Below are 14,263 nucleotides of genomic sequence, written 5' to 3'. Positions count from 1 at the left end.
GCCGGCAAGCCAGCTCCCACAGGGATATCACTGGGCCTGAGGGCAGCGCTGTACCTGTGGGAGCTGGCTTGCCGGCGATGAAGGCGACGCGGTTCAACGGCGGGCGCTGCGCACTCCTTCAGCCAGTGCCGAGCACAGGCTCAATACATCTTTGACTGCCTGCTCGGCACTATTGGCCTGGGCAATCTTGTCGACCAGCGCCGAGCCCACCACCACGCCGTCCGATAGTCGGGCAATGGCCGCAGCCTGCTCCGGTGTACGAATGCCAAAACCAACGCTGATCGGCAGATCGGTATGCCGACGCAGGCGGGCAATGGCTTGGGTCACGTGCTCGGTGGTCGCCGAGCCGGCGCCGGTCACGCCGGCCACCGACACGTAGTAGACGAACCCGGAGCTGCGCTCCAGCACGCGCGGAAGGCGCACGTCGTCGGTGGTAGGGGTAGTCAGGCGGATGAAGTCGATACCCGCAGCCTGGGCCGGGGTCGCCAGTTCGGCGTCGTGCTCGGGTGGCAGGTCGACGATGATCAGGCCATCGACACCCGCTTGCTTGGCTTCGGCCACGAACTTTTCCACGCCAAAGCGGTGGATCGGGTTGTAGTAACCCATCAGTACGATCGGTGTGGCCTGGTTATCCACACGGAATTCGCGAACCATCTGCAGGGTCTTGGCCAAGGTCTGGCCAGCTTCCAGGGCACGCAGGGTGGCCAGCTGGATGGCCACGCCGTCGGCCATCGGGTCGGTGAACGGCATGCCCAGCTCGATCACGTCGGCACCGGCTGCCGGCAGGCCCTTGAGGATCTGCAGCGAGGCGTCATAGCCCGGGTCGCCCGCGGTGACGAAGGTGACCAGTGCCGAGCGGCCTTCGGCCTTCAGCTCGGCGAAGCGTTGTTCAAGACGGCTCATGCCTGTTTCTCCTGGGCGGCCATGTGGTTCATGACGGTTTGCATGTCTTTGTCGCCGCGGCCCGACAGGCACACGACCATCAAGTGGTCCTTGGGCAGCTTCGGTGCGCGCTTGATCGCCTCGGCCAGGGCGTGGGAGCTTTCCAGGGCCGGGATGATGCCTTCCAGGCGGCAGGTGGCGTGGAACGCATCCAGCGCTTCGTCGTCGGTGATGCTGACGTACTCGACACGCTTCACTTCGTGCAGGTAGGCGTGCTCCGGGCCGATGCCCGGGTAGTCCAGGCCGGCGGAAATCGAGTGGGCGTCGGTGATCTGGCCGTCTTCGTCCTGCAGCAGGTAGGTGCGGTTGCCGTGCAGCACGCCCGGTACACCGCCGTTCAGGCTGGCAGCGTGCTTGTCGGTGTGCACGCCATGGCCACCGGCTTCGACGCCGATGATCTGCACGCTTGGCTCTTCGAGGAACTCATGGAACAGGCCCATGGCGTTGGAGCCGCCACCGACGCACGCAACCAGGCTGTCTGGCAGGCGGCCTTCCTTCTCTTGCAACTGGGCGCGGGTTTCCTTGCCGATGATCGACTGGAAGTCGCGGACCATGGCCGGGTACGGGTGCGGGCCGGCCACGGTGCCGATCAGGTAGAAGGTGTCTTCGACATTGGTGACCCAGTCGCGCAGGGCCTCGTTCATGGCATCCTTGAGGGTGCCAGTGCCGGCGGTGACCGGGACGATCTCGGCGCCCAGCAGCTTCATGCGGAACACGTTGGCCTGCTGGCGCTCGATGTCGGTGGCGCCCATGTAGATCACACAAGGCAGGCCGAAGCGGGCAGCGACGGTGGCGGTGGCCACGCCATGCATGCCGGCGCCGGTTTCGGCGATCAGGCGCTTCTTGCCCATGCGCTTGGCCAGCAGCACCTGGCCGATGCAGTTGTTCACCTTGTGCGCGCCGGTGTGGTTGAGTTCTTCACGCTTGAAGAAGATCTTCGCGCCGCCGCAGTGCTCGGTCAGGCGCTCGGCGAAGTACAGTGGGTTGGGGCGGCCGATGTAGTCGCGCTGGAAGTAGGCCAGCTCTTCGAGGAACTTGGGGTCTGCCTTGGCCGCTTCGTATTCGCGGGCCAGGTCCAGCACCAGTGGCATCAGGGTCTCGGCCACGTAGCGGCCGCCGAACGAGCCGAACAGGCCGTTGGCGTCGGGGCCGGGGCGGTATTGGGACTGGGTCATGGGGCGCTCCAGGGCGTTATGAATGAGTGATGGGCTTTACTGTAACCACGGCAAGCCCGGCTGAAAACCGATAAGATTGCGCAAACTTGTCAGAAAAACTCACAGATAAAATGGCCCACGACCTCCCTCCCCTCAATGCCCTGCGGGCCTTCGAAGCGACCGCAAGGCTAAACAGCGTCAGCCAGGCTGCCGAAGCGCTGCACGTCACCCATGGCGCCGTCAGCCGGCAGATCAAGGTACTTGAAGAGCACCTCGGTGTCGCGCTGTTCGTGAAGGACGGGCGTGGCATCAAACTCACAGATGCCGGCGTACGCCTGCGCGATGTCAGTAGCGAAGCCTTCGATCGCCTGCGCAGCGTGTGCGCCGAGCTCAGCCACGATGTCAGCGAGGCGCCGTTCGTGCTGGGCTGCTCGGGCAGCCTGCTGGCGCGCTGGTTCATCCCACGGTTGGGGCGGTTGCAGGCAGATTTGCCAGAGCTACGCTTGCACCTGTCGGCCGGTGAAGGTGACCTGGACCCGCGACGGCCTGGGCTGGATGCGCTGCTGGTGTATGCCGAGCCGCCATGGCCGTCGGACATGCAGGTGCATGTACTGGCCGAGGAGCGCATCGGGCCGGTGCTCAGCCCGCATTTCGCCGGTTTCGAGCGCTTGCGGGGCGCGCCGGCCAAGGCCTTGCTGGGCGAAGCCTTGCTGCACACCACCTCGCGTCCGCAGGCTTGGCCGACCTGGGCACTGGAACAGGGGTTGGAGCCGGCGACCCTCCACTATGGCCAGGCTTTCGAGCACCTGTATTACCTGCTGGAAGCTGCGGTGGCCGGGTTGGGTGTGGCGATTGCGCCGCAGCCGCTGGTCGCTGATGACCTGCGGGCGGGCCGTTTGAATGCGCCGTGGGGCTTTTCACCTACCCCTGCGGCATTGGCGCTGTGGGTGCCCAGGCGCGCCGCGGACGGGCGCGCCGAGCAGTTGGCGCAGTGGCTAAGGGCAGAACTGGCGCGACAGGGCGCTTAGTTGCGTTTGCACATCAGGTACGCCGCCAGCAGGCCTAGCGCGCCAATGGCGACGCCGGCGGTGGTGTACGGGTGTTCCTGGGCATAGTCGCGGGTGGCGATGCCGGTCTGGCGGGTGCGGTGCTTCACTTCCTCGTAGGCATCGCTCAGCAGATGGCGCGAATGACGAAGGGCGCTCTCGGCGTTGCTGCGGATTGCCTTCACCGATTTCTGGGACTCCTCCGACGCATCATGCTTGAGGTTTTCCAGGCTTTTCAGAAGGCTCTCGATCTCCGCTTCCATGCTTTCCAGGGACGTTCTACGCAGCGAATTGCGGTGCATGTTGACTCTCCTTTGCAGTATGGACTGTAAGGATTGCGACCTTGGGCCCGCGGGAAAGTGCGATCGAACTTTCGCCAATAGTGACCGCTCGCAGGTAAACCAGGCCTGCACTGCTAGGCTCAATCTCACCATCATCCGAGGAGAGCGCTCATGACCGATCATCACACCTACAAGAAGATCGAACTGGTGGGGTCTTCGACCACCAGCATCGAAGAGGCGATCAACAATGCTCTGGCCGAAGCCGGCAAGAGCATCAAGCACCTGGAGTGGTTCGAAGTGATAGATACCCGTGGCCATATCCGTGACAACAAGGCGGCGCACTTCCAGGTCACGCTGAAGGTCGGCTTCCGTATCGCCAATAGCTGACATATTGCCGGGCTGGATGAGCCCGACATGATGGGGTATTTAGGAAGAGGGCGCCTTGGCGGGCGCCCTTTCTGATGTCATCTGCACAAGGAAAGCGAGTGATGAACAAACTGATTCTGGCGCTGGGCCTGATGACCCTGGCCGGTGGTGCGCTGGCGGCGGGCAAGCCGTGCGAGGAACTCAAGGCAGAGATTGCGGCCAAGCTGGATGCCAAGGGGGTTACCGGCTACAAGTTGGAGATCGTCGACAAGGGCGACCCGGCCGGCAAGGTGATTGGTAGCTGCGAGGCTGGTACCAAGGAGATTGTGTACCGGCGCGGTTAACGGGTTGGGTTCTTCGCGGGTAACCCCGCTACCACAGGGATATCACAGGCCTGAGAGCGACGCCGTACCTGTGGGAGCTGGTTTACCCGCGAAGAAGATCACGCGTTCTTGAGAGCCTGCGCCAACAGTTCATAGGACCGAATCCGGTCCGCATGCTCATACAAATCACAGGTGAAGATCAGCTCATCTGCTCCGGTCTGCTCCAGCAGCACTTCCACCTTGGCCCGCACCTTCTGCGGGCTGCCAATCATCGCCAAGCCGAGGAAGCTGCCCACCGCGTCCCGCTCATGGGGCAGCCACAGCCCATCCATGCTTTCCACCGGCGGCTTCTGCATCAGGCTCTGCCCGCGAATCAGCGCGAGGATGCGCTGGTACACGGACGTGGCCAGGTATTCGGCCTTTTCGTCGGTTTCCGCCACCACCATGGGGATGCCCAGCATCACGTATGGCTTGTCCAGCGTTGTCGAGGGCTTGAAGTGGTTGCGGTACACGCGGATCGCCTCGTGCATGTAGCGCGGCGCAAAGTGCGAGGCGAAAGCGTAGGGCATGCCGCGCATGCCGGCCAATTGAGCGCTGAACAGGCTGGAGCCGAGCAGCCACATCGGTACGTCGGTGTCGTGCCCTGGCACGGCGATCACTTTTTGATCATCGGTACGCGGGCCGAGGTAGCGTGACAGTTCCTCGACATCGTCCGGGAAATCATCCGGGCCGCCGGCGCGGTCGCGGCGCAGAGCGTAGGCGGTCATCTGATCGGAACCCGGCGCGCGACCCAGGCCCAGGTCGATGCGCCCTGGGTACAGGCTGGCCAGGGTGCCGAACTGCTCGGCGATCACCAGCGGTGCGTGGTTGGGCAGCATGACCCCGCCAGAGCCCACGCGAATGCTCGAGGTGCCCCCGGCCAGGTAGCCGATCAGCACCGAAGTCGCCGAACTGGCGATGCCGTCCATGTTGTGGTGCTCGGCAACCCAGAAGCGGTTGTAACCAAAGCGTTCGACGTGCTGCGCCAGGTCCAGCGAGTTGCGCAGCGACTGCGCCGGGCCGGCGTCGGCGCGCACCGGCACCAGGTCGAGGGTGGAAATTTTCAGTTCACGCAGCTGCGTCATGGAGCCTCCGCAAAGGTTTTTGGCCACAGGCCTTTACAACTCTGTATGGGCACATTCGACGGATTCAATGCTTGCCGTGCGATTGCTCTGAACTTGCTGTAGGCGGCTGACCTCTGAAGCCATGAGCATGTAACCCGAGACCAGGAGGCATCATGAAAAAGACAGCATCGGCGATCTGGCAAGGTGGCCTGAAGGACGGCAAAGGCCTGCTTTCTACTGAAAGTGGCGCGCTCAAGCAGAACCCCTACGGTTTCAATACCCGTTTCGAAGGCTCACCCGGGACCAACCCGGAGGAGCTGATCGGCGCGGCGCACGCTGGCTGCTTCTCGATGGCACTGTCGATGATGCTGGGCGACGCGGGGTTCACCCCGGACAGGATCGACACCGCTGCCGAAGTGACACTCGACAAGCAAGCTGATGGCTTTGCCATTACCGCAGTGCATCTGGTGCTCAGGGCCAAGGTGCCTGGGGCGAGTGAAGCGCAGTTCCTAGAGATTGCCGACAAGGCCAAGGCTGGGTGCCCGGTGTCCAAGGTGCTGAACGCGAAGATCAGCCTGGATGCGGCGCTGGTGGGGTGAAGCAGTGCAATAAGGGCGGTTTGTTGTAGTCTAAACAGCGTCGGCAGCACGCTGCCCTTTCAGGAGCCGTTTCATGATTCGCGTAGCAATCGCCGTGTTGGCTTCCTTGGTCGCCACATCTGCGCTGGCGGCGGTCAAGCCGTGCGAGGAGCTCAAAGCCGAGATCGAGGCCAAGATCCAGGCCCAGGGTGTTCCGTCCTACACCCTGGAGATCGTGCCCAACAGCGAGGTCAAGGACCAGAACATGGTCGTCGGGACCTGCGATGGTGGGACCAAGAAGATCATTTATCAGAAGAATGATCGGTAGGTTCAGGATTGCGGGGCCGCTTTGCGGCCCATTCGCAGCCCCGATCACGGAATGCAGAACACCTCGCTAGGCTCGTTCACCACCACCTTGCGGTTGCCGTCATAGAGCAGCACCTGCGGCTCCATCACCGGCGCCCGTGCCTCCAGCCGATAGCGTTCGCCGGCCTTGAAGTTGTCAAAGCGCACGGTCAGGTAGCAGGTACGGTCCCTGGGCTGGGTCATGAGGCCGCCCCCATATATCTCGTAATCGAAGCGCACTACCAGTTCGTGCTTGCCCGGCGTCACCTGGAAGTAACGGCCATCCTCCAGGCGCTTGCCGTCGAGGCGGTCGGCCATGATCACCCTGCCGGGAGTCATGGTGTACAGGTCGACCCAGGCCTGCTTGGGGTCGACGGGCGGCAAGGGGCTGGCGCAAGCCCCCAATGCACTGAGGGCGATCAGCATCATGGGCTGGCGCATGGCAAGACTCCCACTTGCGACTTATAAGCTACAAGCATAGCGCCGTTTGTGCGTTTCAGGTGCGCTGGCAGCCTGCAGGCAAACCCTGCCCAACCAGTTTCTGCTGGTGGTCATAGAGTTTGATCCAGGGGCGGAAACCGATGCTGCCAGCCTGCAGCTGGTAGCGCTGGCCGGCACTGAAATCCTTGAAGGTCAGCTTGACCTGGCAATCCCGCCACAACGGCTCCTCGACCGGGCCGATATTGCTGGGGGTAACCGGAAACTGGTAGCGCACGGTCAGCTCGTGGCTGCCGGGCTGTACTTCGAAGTAACGGCTGTCGGCCCAGTCGCGTTCATCTACCTGCACGGCGTGCAGCGAGGTGTTGTCGTAGGGCGTGAGGTCGATCCAGGCCTGGTTCGGGTCGGGGTCTGGCAAGGTCGAACAGGCGGATATCAGCAACAGTGAGCCGGTGACCAACAGTGCACGCATGGCGAAACGCCCCCTTGGCGAGATAGTCTTGGAGTGAATCGGCCTTGAGCGAGTCAGACAGTCCCGGATGCTTCGACTTATTCTTATGCAGCGCTCAGGCCCTGGGCCACTCGACCTTGTTTTCACCCGTTTGGTTCCCCTGCTAGCGGTGCTCCTGCTGAACGGTTGCAGCAGCGCGGCCTACTATGGGCAGTTGGCCGAGGGCCAGTGGCAGCTGCTACGCGCACGTCAGCCGCTGGAGCAGGTAGTGGCCAACCCGGCCACTTCACCGCAATTGCGCGCGCGCCTGGAGCATGCCAAGCAGGCGCGAGCATTTGCCAGCCAGCAACTGAAACTGCCGGATAACCGCAGCTATCGGGTGTATGCCGACCTTGGCAGGTCCTACGTGGTATGGAATGTGTTCGCCACCCCCGAGCTGTCTTTGCAGCCAGTGACGCACTGCTTCCCGATCGCGGGATGTGTGGCCTATCGCGGCTATTACCAGCAAGGCGCGGCGCGTGGGGCGGCGGCGTTGATGCGCCAGGACGGCATGGATGTGTATGTGGGCGGCGTGGAGGCCTATTCGACCCTGGGCTGGTTCGACGACCCGATCCTGTCGTCGATGGTGGGCTGGAGCGACGAGCGCCTGGCCACGTTGATCTTCCATGAGCTGGCCCACCAGCGCTTCTATGTGCAGGACGACACCGAGTTCAACGAGTCGTTTGCCTCCTTCGTCGAGCAGGAAGGCACCCGGCAATGGCGCGTGGCGCGGGGCCTGGCTGCCTCTGGTGGGGAGCAGGGGCAGCAGCGTGAGCAGTTCATCCGGTTGGTGCTGGCCAGCCGCGAGCGGTTGCAGGCGATTTATGCCGGGCCTCTGGATGATGCGCAGAAGCGGACGGCCAAGCAGGCGGAGTTCGAGCGGCTTAGGCGGGAATACCGGCAAGTGCGTGATGCCCAGTGGGGTGGTGACAAGCGCTATGACGCCTGGATGTATGGGCCGATGAGCAATGCCAAGTTGCTGCCGTTCGGGCTGTATGACCAGTGGGTACCGGCGTTTGCGGCGGTGTTCGGTGAGGTGGGTGGGGACTGGGCACGGTTTTATCAGCGGGTCGAGCAGTTGGGGCAGTTGCCGATTGAAGAGCGGAAGGCGGCGTTGCGGCGGTTGATGGTTAGCCGGTGAGATTTTGGGGCCGCTTTGCGGCCCATCGCGACGCAAGGCCGCGCCTACAGAAGATACGCGATCGCCTGTAGGAGCGGCCTTGTGTCGCGATGGGCTGCAAAGCAGCCCCCAAGGCCATCAAGCCTTGAGAAACGCCTGATGCATCTCGGCCAAGGTAGCAAAATGGTAGGCCGGCTCTTCCGCCATCAGTTCTTCCTGGCTACCAAACCCGTACCCCACCGCTACCGCCTGCAAGCCATTGCTGCGCGCACCGATCAGGTCATGCTTGCGGTCGCCGATCATCAGTGTATGCGCCGGGTCCAGCCCTTCTTCATCAAGCAGGTGGCGAATCAGCTCGACCTTGTTGGTGCGTGTGCCATCCAGTTCACTGCCGTAGATCACCTTGAAGTGGTGGTCGAAGGCGAAGTGCCGGGCGATTTCACGGGCGAACTTCCACGGCTTGGAGGTGGCGATGTAGAGGGTGCGGCCCTGGCCGTTCAGGGCCTCGAGCAGCTCCGGCACACCTTCGAACACCAGGTTTTCGTACAGGCCGGTGACGCTGAAGCGTTCCCGATAGAAGTTCACTGCATCCCATGCCTTGGCTTCGTCGAAGCTGTAGAACTGCATGAAGGCCTGCAGCAGAGGCGGGCCGATGAAGTGCTCGAGGCGGGTCAGGTCCGGCTCGTCGATGCCCAGTTTGGCCAGGGCATACTGGATCGAGCGGGTAATGCCCTGGCGCGGGTCGGTCAGGGTGCCGTCGAGGTCGAAGAGGATGTTTTGCTGGTGCATTTACTGAGTTCCACTTGAGTGCTGCGTGGCCTTCTTCGCGGGTAAACCCGCTCCCACAGGTAGCGGAGCCTCTCAGGCCGACACCATACCTGTGGCAGCGGGTTTACCCGCGAATGCGGTCATTCCGGTTGGTCGTAGCCTTCGGCCAGGTGCTGGTCCTTGAGCTTCACGTAGTTACTGGCGCTGTAGGCGAAAAATGCGTGTTCCTGGTCGTTCAGCAGCCGGGCCTGCTTCACCGGGCTGCCCATGTACAGGTAGCCACTGACCAGGCGCTTGCCCGGCGGCACCAGGCTACCGGCGCCGATGATCACTTCGTCCTCGACGATGGCGCCGTCCATGATGGTGCTGCCCATGCCGACCAGTATGCGGTTGCCCAAGGTGCAGCCATGCAGCATGACCTTGTGGCCGATGGTCACTTCGTCACCGATGATCAGCGGGAAGCCGTCCGGGTTGAACGGGCCGGCATGGGTGATGTGCAGCACGCTGCCGTCCTGCACGCTGGTACGCGCGCCGATGCGGATGCGGTGCATGTCGCCGCGTATAACGGTCAACGGCCAGACGGAGCTGTCTTCACCGATTTCCACGTCGCCCAGCACTACCGCCGATCGGTCGACGAAGGCCCTGGGCCCAACTTTCGGAGTGTGTTGCTGGAAGCTTCGGATGGCCATGATAGCGTCTCTCATCTGTGCCGATAGGCAGGCTGCCTGCTGCGGTCGGCGTCGATTGTAATTAAGATGGGGCAGTGTTTCTTCTGCCAAGGTATCCAAACCGTGAGTGCGAACAACCCGCTTCTGCAGTCCTACGATCTGCCGCCCTTCTCGCAAATCCGTGCCGAACACGTGTTGCCGGCGATCGAAGCGATCCTGGCCGACAACCGTAAAGCCATTGCCGAGATCCTCGAAAAGCAAGGCAAGAACCCTACCTGGGCTGGCCTGGTGCTGGCCATGGACGAACTGAACGACCGCCTGGGCGCCGCCTGGAGCCCGGTCAGCCACCTCAATGCGGTGTGCAACAGCGCGCAGCTGCGCGAAGCCTATGAGTCGTGCCTGCCGGCGCTGAGCGCCTACTCTACCGAACTGGGCCAGAACCGCGCGCTGTTCGAAGCCTACCAGGCGCTGATCGACAGCCCCGAGGCCGCCGGTTTCGACGTGGCGCAAAAGACTATCCTCGAGCACGCCCTGCGAGACTTCCGCCTGTCGGGTATCGACCTGCCGGCAGATAAACAGCAGCGCTACGCCGAAGTGCAGAGCAAGCTCAGCGAGCTGGGCAGCCGTTTCTCCAACCAGCTGCTCGATGCCACCCAGGCCTGGACCAAGCACGTTACCGACGAAGCAGCGCTGGCCGGCCTGACCGATTCGGCCAAGGCGCAGATGGCCGCCGCCGCCCAGGCCAAGGGCCTCGACGGCTGGCTGATCACCCTGGAATTCCCCAGCTACTACGCGGTGATGACCTACGCCAGCGACCGCGCTCTGCGCGAAGAGCTTTACGCCGCATACTGCACCCGTGCCTCGGACCAGGGCCCGAATGCAGGCCAGTTCGACAACGGCCCGGTGATGCAGGAAATCCTCGGTCTGCGCCAGGAACTGGCCGAACTGCTGGGCTACAAGAACTACGCCGAGCTGAGCCTGGCCACCAAGATGGCCGAGTCCAGCGACCAGGTGCTGAGCTTCCTGCGTGACCTGGCCAAGCGTTCCAAGCCGTTCGCTGCCCAGGATCTGGAGCAGCTCAAGGCCTATGCCGCCGAGCAGGGCTGCCCTGAACTGGCCAGCTGGGACGCCGGCTACTTCGGCGAGAAGCTGCGTGAGCAGCGTTACAGCGTTTCTCAGGAAGCCCTGCGCGCCTACTTCCCGATCGATAAGGTACTGAGCGGCCTGTTCAGCATCGTGCAGCGCCTGTATGGCATCGAGATCGCCGAACTCAAGGGCTTCGACAGCTGGCACCCGGATGTGCGCCTGTTCGAGATCAAGGAAAACGGCCAGCATGTCGGCCGCTTCTTCTTCGACCTCTACGCCCGCGCCAACAAGCGTGGCGGCGCCTGGATGGACGGCGCGCGTGACCGCCGCCGCACAGCTGCCGGCCAGTTGCAGAGCCCGGTGGCCAACCTGGTGTGCAACTTCACCCCGGCCGCACCCGGCAAGCCGGCGCTGTTGACTCACGATGAAGTCACCACCTTGTTCCACGAGTTCGGCCACGGCCTGCACCACATGCTGACCCGCATCGAGCATGCCGGTGTATCCGGCATTAACGGCGTGGCCTGGGACGCGGTGGAACTGCCGAGCCAGTTCATGGAAAACTGGTGCTGGGAGCCGGAAGGCCTGGCACTGATTTCCGCCCACTACGAAACCGGCGCTCCCTTGCCCCAGGACCTGTTGGACAAGATGCTGGCGGCGAAGAACTTCCAGTCGGGCATGATGATGGTGCGCCAGCTGGAGTTCTCGCTGTTCGACTTCGAGCTGCATGCCACCCATGGCGACGGCCGCAGTGTGCTGCAGGTGCTCGAAGGCGTGCGCGACGAGGTATCGGTCATGCGACCACCGGCGTACAACCGCTTCCCCAACAGTTTTGCGCACATCTTCGCTGGCGGTTATGCGGCAGGCTATTACAGCTACAAGTGGGCCGAAGTGCTGTCGGCTGACGCCTTCTCGCGCTTCGAGGAAGAAGGCGTGCTGAACGCCGAAACCGGCCGTGCCTTCCGCGAGGCAATCCTGGCACGCGGTGGTTCGCGCGAGCCTATGGAGTTGTTCGTCGACTTCCGTGGCCGTGAGCCTTCCATCGATGCCTTGCTGCGCCATAGTGGCCTGAGCGAGGACGCTGCAGCATGAGCGAGGTAGCCGTGAACAAGACCAAGAAACGCTTCATTGCCGGGGCGGTATGCCCGGCGTGCAGTGAGACCGACAAGCTGATGATGTGGAACGAAGACGGCGTGCCGCATCGCGAATGCGTGGCCTGCGGCTTTACCGACACCCTCAACGAGCAGGGCTTGTCGGTGCCGAAGGAGCTCGGTACCCGGGTCAACCATCTGGAACCGAAAGCCGCGCCGGCCAAGGTACAGACGGTGCAGTTCTTCCCAAACCCGAAGCTGAAGAAACCGGCTGAATAAAGCCGTCGTGCCGCCCGGGCGCCGTGCCCGGGTGGTAGCGGGTGGTAGATAGTCAGGCCACCTGCTGCACGCCGGCCATGCAAGCTCGCCTGCTCTTCTCTACGAGCAAGGTGTTGCACCATGGACAACCCTCTTCTGAAAAATAGCCGTATCCCCGTCGATTACCCGTCGATCACGCTGCAAAACATGCAAGTTGCCTTCGACCATGTGCTGCTGGCGCACGAGCAAGGCATCGAACGCATCATCCGCGACCAGCAGGCATTGCCAACCTGGGATGACATGGTGCTGGCGGTGGATGGGCTGGATAGTCAGCTTCTGACGGTGTTGTATGCTGCCTCGCCGTTGGTGGGCCGGGATGAAGCCTGGGCCGGTGCCATTTTCGACTTCTTCGCCAAGGCCACGGAGCGGTTCGAACAGAAGTTCACCAATTCCGCACTGCAGGCCCTGTATGAGCGCTTGGCTAACAGCGACATTGGCAAGCAGCTGGATGCCCAGAAACGCGCCACATTGCGCTGGCATCTGCACAAGTTCGCCTCCAGTGGTGCATCGCTCGACCCAGCAGGCAAGCTGCGCCTAGCCGACCTGCTGAAACAGATTGGCGCTGCGCGGGAGGCGTTTCGCAGCAACATCAACCGACCAGGGCTGAGCATCACGGATGAATCCGAACTGAGCGGTGTACCTCAACGTATCCGTGACGAGCTGGCTACTAGGGCACAGGAGGCGGGTGAGCCGGGTTGGTTGATTGCATGCGAAAGCGCGACCACCGAGGCCGTGCTCAAACATGCTGACAACCGGCAACTGCGTGAGCGCGTATACCGGGCTTACAATACCCGAGGCGTCGGCTTTGGCCAACAGCAGGATAATCGCTTGCACCTGGAGCAACTTGCGAGGCTGCTGGAAGAAAAGGCCCACCTGCTCGGCTTTGCCAGCCATCTGGAGCAGAGCCTGCAGATAAAGAGCGCGGGTTCGGTTGCCCAGGTGCGCAGCTTCCTTCATGACCTGGCCGACCATGTGCGGCCGGCCGTACTGAATTGGCGTGCAGATATGCAGCGCCAGGCCTCAGCCAAAGGGCTGGGGAATGTCCAACCCTGGGACATTGCGTACCTGCAGGCCTCGTCGCGCACGGTGCTTTCCACCGAAGCCTTGCGCGAATACTTCCCGCTGAATGTCGTGGTCAGGGCATTGCAGCAGTTGGCGGAAAAACTGTTTGGCGTAACGCTGCTGGCCAGGCCGCTGGCAACCTGGGATGACAGCGTGCAACCGTTCGAGGTGTGGCAGGACAACGCCTTGATCGGTTTCCTGTACCTGGATGCCGTACAGCATGCCGGCAAACAACCTGACTCGGTATTCACCACCTACATTCGCAACCGTCGGGTCGATGCCGAGGGAATCTTCCAGACGGCCTCGGTGGTGGTCTATAGCGACGTGCCGGCAGCGCTGCCGGGTAGCCAGCCGTTGCTGGACCATCTGTCACTGCGCAAGCTGTTCCATGAGTTTGGCCATGCCTTGCACCATTTGCTGGTGCGCACGACCAACCACGTGATGTCCAACGTCACCGAACTCGGTACCGATGGCGTGGAGTTGTTCGGCAAGCTGTTCGAGCGCTGGGTCTGGGACGCGGATTACCTGGTGGCGATCTCTTCGCACCAGCACGATGGTAGCCAGCTTTCCCGGACGCGGGTCGATGAGTGCCTGCGCCGCTTGCGGCAACAAGGTGTGGAAGAAACCGCGCGCGACCTGAGCATGGCGCTGTTCGACCTGGACCTGCATGGCATGCCGAACGATGGCCGGTCCCTCGAGCAGCGCCTGGGCGATGCCCGTGAGTATTGTGGTTACTGGCCCCTGGCCGATTTCGAGCACCCGGCGCATGCCTTCGACCATCTGGTAAACGGCTACGATGCCGGTTATTACGCCTATCTGTGGTCGGACGTGCACGCCTTCGACCTGTTCACCCGCTTCGAGGCCCAAGGCCTGCTGGACCGGGCCACAGGGCAGGCCTTGCAGGAGACATTGCTTGCCCCAGGGGCATCGCGACCGTTGCGTGAAGGTATCGAGATGTTCCTCGGCCGGCAGTCGAGCCAGCTGCCCTTTCTACGTTGGCATGGCCTGAAGTGAACGCGCGCTGACCGGAGGTGCTGGAAAGAATCAGGCAGGCAATATACTGTATATGAATACAGTATCAGGGGTA

17 protein-coding genes are annotated in these 14,263 nt (G+C 62.7%); 9 read left to right on the top strand and 8 right to left on the bottom strand.

Annotated elements, in window-relative coordinates; all coding sequences use genetic code 11:
* Positions 1-93: 93 nt before the first annotated feature.
* Positions 94-903, bottom strand: a complete 810-nt coding sequence (trpA, locus tag ACK1U9_RS06675; RefSeq protein ID WP_046615296.1) for a tryptophan synthase subunit alpha — start codon at positions 901-903, stop codon at positions 94-96.
* On the bottom strand, positions 900-2,117 hold the full coding sequence (gene trpB, locus ACK1U9_RS06670; protein ID WP_015268451.1) for a tryptophan synthase subunit beta: 1,218 nt from the start codon (positions 2,115-2,117) through the stop codon (positions 900-902). The genes trpA and trpB overlap by 4 nt, the downstream gene beginning before the upstream one ends.
* A gap of 110 nt (positions 2,118-2,227) precedes the next feature.
* Here trpB and ACK1U9_RS06665 point away from each other — a divergent pair, with 110 nt between their 5' ends.
* Positions 2,228-3,124: a LysR family transcriptional regulator gene (locus ACK1U9_RS06665; protein WP_046615295.1), complete on the top strand. Its 897-nt coding sequence runs from the start codon at positions 2,228-2,230 to the stop codon at positions 3,122-3,124.
* Here ACK1U9_RS06665 and ACK1U9_RS06660 read toward each other — a convergent pair.
* On the bottom strand, positions 3,121-3,444 hold the full coding sequence (locus tag ACK1U9_RS06660) for a DUF883 family protein (protein ID WP_003261039.1): 324 nt from the start codon (positions 3,442-3,444) through the stop codon (positions 3,121-3,123). The two genes, ACK1U9_RS06665 and ACK1U9_RS06660, sit on opposite strands and share 4 nt — an antisense overlap.
* Before the next feature lie 150 nt (positions 3,445-3,594).
* Between ACK1U9_RS06660 and ACK1U9_RS06655 the strand changes: the two genes are divergently transcribed.
* Together ACK1U9_RS06655 and ACK1U9_RS06650 are read left to right on the top strand one after the other, a co-directional pair.
* Positions 3,595-3,810, top strand: coding sequence for a dodecin (locus tag ACK1U9_RS06655; protein ID WP_013970282.1), 216 nt, complete (start codon positions 3,595-3,597; stop codon positions 3,808-3,810).
* A 101-nt stretch (positions 3,811-3,911) separates the two neighbouring features.
* Positions 3,912-4,133, top strand: a complete 222-nt coding sequence (locus tag ACK1U9_RS06650) for a DUF1161 domain-containing protein (protein WP_003261041.1) — start codon at positions 3,912-3,914, stop codon at positions 4,131-4,133.
* A gap of 98 nt (positions 4,134-4,231) precedes the next feature.
* Here the strand turns inward: ACK1U9_RS06650 and ACK1U9_RS06645 are convergent, their stop codons facing one another.
* Positions 4,232-5,236: an LLM class flavin-dependent oxidoreductase gene (locus ACK1U9_RS06645; RefSeq protein ID WP_153671655.1), complete on the bottom strand. Its 1,005-nt coding sequence runs from the start codon at positions 5,234-5,236 to the stop codon at positions 4,232-4,234.
* Between the two features lie 152 nt (positions 5,237-5,388).
* Here ACK1U9_RS06645 and ACK1U9_RS06640 point away from each other — a divergent pair, with 152 nt between their 5' ends.
* Positions 5,389-5,814 (top strand): OsmC family protein, encoded by a 426-nt coding sequence (locus tag ACK1U9_RS06640; RefSeq protein ID WP_153671656.1) that lies wholly within the window; start codon positions 5,389-5,391, stop codon positions 5,812-5,814.
* A 73-nt stretch (positions 5,815-5,887) separates the two neighbouring features.
* On the top strand, positions 5,888-6,121 hold the full coding sequence (locus ACK1U9_RS06635) for a DUF1161 domain-containing protein (RefSeq protein ID WP_046615292.1): 234 nt from the start codon (positions 5,888-5,890) through the stop codon (positions 6,119-6,121).
* A 44-nt stretch (positions 6,122-6,165) separates the two neighbouring features.
* On the opposite strand, the gene ACK1U9_RS06630 is transcribed toward ACK1U9_RS06635, so the two are convergent.
* Together ACK1U9_RS06630 and ACK1U9_RS06625 are read right to left on the bottom strand one after the other, a co-directional pair.
* Positions 6,166-6,579, bottom strand: coding sequence for a PA0061/PA0062 family lipoprotein (locus tag ACK1U9_RS06630; RefSeq protein WP_046615291.1), 414 nt, complete (start codon positions 6,577-6,579; stop codon positions 6,166-6,168).
* 55 nt (positions 6,580-6,634) lie between these two features.
* A complete protein-coding gene (locus ACK1U9_RS06625) occupies positions 6,635-7,048 on the bottom strand; it encodes a PA0061/PA0062 family lipoprotein (protein WP_015268455.1) in 414 nt (137 codons plus the stop codon).
* 85 nt (positions 7,049-7,133) lie between these two features.
* Between ACK1U9_RS06625 and ACK1U9_RS06620 the strand changes: the two genes are divergently transcribed.
* Positions 7,134-8,207: an aminopeptidase gene (locus ACK1U9_RS06620; protein ID WP_153671657.1), complete on the top strand. Its 1,074-nt coding sequence runs from the start codon at positions 7,134-7,136 to the stop codon at positions 8,205-8,207.
* Between the two features lie 117 nt (positions 8,208-8,324).
* On the opposite strand, the gene ACK1U9_RS06615 is transcribed toward ACK1U9_RS06620, so the two are convergent.
* Together ACK1U9_RS06615 and ACK1U9_RS06610 are read right to left on the bottom strand one after the other, a co-directional pair.
* Entirely contained in the window at positions 8,325-8,975 is a 651-nt protein-coding gene (locus ACK1U9_RS06615) for an HAD family hydrolase (protein ID WP_046615289.1), read from the bottom strand.
* A 119-nt stretch (positions 8,976-9,094) separates the two neighbouring features.
* The gene (locus ACK1U9_RS06610) at positions 9,095-9,643 is read right to left on the bottom strand and encodes a gamma carbonic anhydrase family protein (RefSeq protein ID WP_003261048.1); all 549 of its coding nucleotides are present in this window, start codon (positions 9,641-9,643) and stop codon (positions 9,095-9,097) included.
* 102 nt (positions 9,644-9,745) lie between these two features.
* On the opposite strand from ACK1U9_RS06610, the gene prlC reads away from it, so the two are divergent.
* The 3 genes from prlC (at position 9,746) to ACK1U9_RS06595 (ending at position 14,190) form a co-directional block, all read left to right on the top strand.
* Positions 9,746-11,797: an oligopeptidase A gene (gene prlC, locus ACK1U9_RS06605; RefSeq protein WP_258229917.1), complete on the top strand. Its 2,052-nt coding sequence runs from the start codon at positions 9,746-9,748 to the stop codon at positions 11,795-11,797.
* The gene (locus ACK1U9_RS06600) at positions 11,794-12,075 is read left to right on the top strand and encodes a YheV family putative zinc ribbon protein (protein ID WP_013970292.1); all 282 of its coding nucleotides are present in this window, start codon (positions 11,794-11,796) and stop codon (positions 12,073-12,075) included. The genes prlC and ACK1U9_RS06600 overlap by 4 nt, the downstream gene beginning before the upstream one ends.
* A 120-nt stretch (positions 12,076-12,195) precedes the next feature.
* Positions 12,196-14,190, top strand: coding sequence for a M3 family metallopeptidase (locus tag ACK1U9_RS06595; protein ID WP_153671658.1), 1,995 nt, complete (start codon positions 12,196-12,198; stop codon positions 14,188-14,190).
* Positions 14,191-14,263: the final 73 nt, after the last annotated feature.

It is taken from the genome of Pseudomonas sp. XP1, assembly GCF_053557675.1.
The sequence above is the reverse complement of the archived record's forward strand: the minus strand, read 5'-3'. Positions and strand labels throughout refer to the sequence as shown.

Excerpts from the sequence above, each read along its gene's own strand:
- ACK1U9_RS06640 (WP_153671656.1), top strand. The coding sequence starts at position 5,389 with ATGAAAAAGACAGCATCGGCGATCTGGCAAGGTGGCCTGAAGGACGGC.
- ACK1U9_RS06620 (WP_153671657.1), top strand. The coding sequence starts at position 7,134 with ATGCAGCGCTCAGGCCCTGGGCCACTCGACCTTGTTTTCACCCGTTTG.
- ACK1U9_RS06645 (WP_153671655.1), bottom strand. The coding sequence starts at position 5,236 with ATGACGCAGCTGCGTGAACTGAAAATTTCCACCCTCGACCTGGTGCCG.
- ACK1U9_RS06625 (WP_015268455.1), bottom strand. The coding sequence starts at position 7,048 with ATGCGTGCACTGTTGGTCACCGGCTCACTGTTGCTGATATCCGCCTGT.
- ACK1U9_RS06655 (WP_013970282.1), top strand. The coding sequence starts at position 3,595 with ATGACCGATCATCACACCTACAAGAAGATCGAACTGGTGGGGTCTTCG.
- ACK1U9_RS06660 (WP_003261039.1), bottom strand. The coding sequence starts at position 3,444 with ATGCACCGCAATTCGCTGCGTAGAACGTCCCTGGAAAGCATGGAAGCG.
- ACK1U9_RS06610 (WP_003261048.1), bottom strand. The coding sequence starts at position 9,643 with ATGGCCATCCGAAGCTTCCAGCAACACACTCCGAAAGTTGGGCCCAGG.
- ACK1U9_RS06635 (WP_046615292.1), top strand. The coding sequence starts at position 5,888 with ATGATTCGCGTAGCAATCGCCGTGTTGGCTTCCTTGGTCGCCACATCT.
- trpB (WP_015268451.1), bottom strand. The coding sequence starts at position 2,117 with ATGACCCAGTCCCAATACCGCCCCGGCCCCGACGCCAACGGCCTGTTC.
- trpA (WP_046615296.1), bottom strand. The coding sequence starts at position 903 with ATGAGCCGTCTTGAACAACGCTTCGCCGAGCTGAAGGCCGAAGGCCGC.
- ACK1U9_RS06600 (WP_013970292.1), top strand. The coding sequence starts at position 11,794 with ATGAGCGAGGTAGCCGTGAACAAGACCAAGAAACGCTTCATTGCCGGG.
- ACK1U9_RS06595 (WP_153671658.1), top strand. The coding sequence starts at position 12,196 with ATGGACAACCCTCTTCTGAAAAATAGCCGTATCCCCGTCGATTACCCG.
- ACK1U9_RS06630 (WP_046615291.1), bottom strand. The coding sequence starts at position 6,579 with ATGCGCCAGCCCATGATGCTGATCGCCCTCAGTGCATTGGGGGCTTGC.
- ACK1U9_RS06615 (WP_046615289.1), bottom strand. The coding sequence starts at position 8,975 with ATGCACCAGCAAAACATCCTCTTCGACCTCGACGGCACCCTGACCGAC.
- ACK1U9_RS06665 (WP_046615295.1), top strand. The coding sequence starts at position 2,228 with ATGGCCCACGACCTCCCTCCCCTCAATGCCCTGCGGGCCTTCGAAGCG.
- ACK1U9_RS06650 (WP_003261041.1), top strand. The coding sequence starts at position 3,912 with ATGAACAAACTGATTCTGGCGCTGGGCCTGATGACCCTGGCCGGTGGT.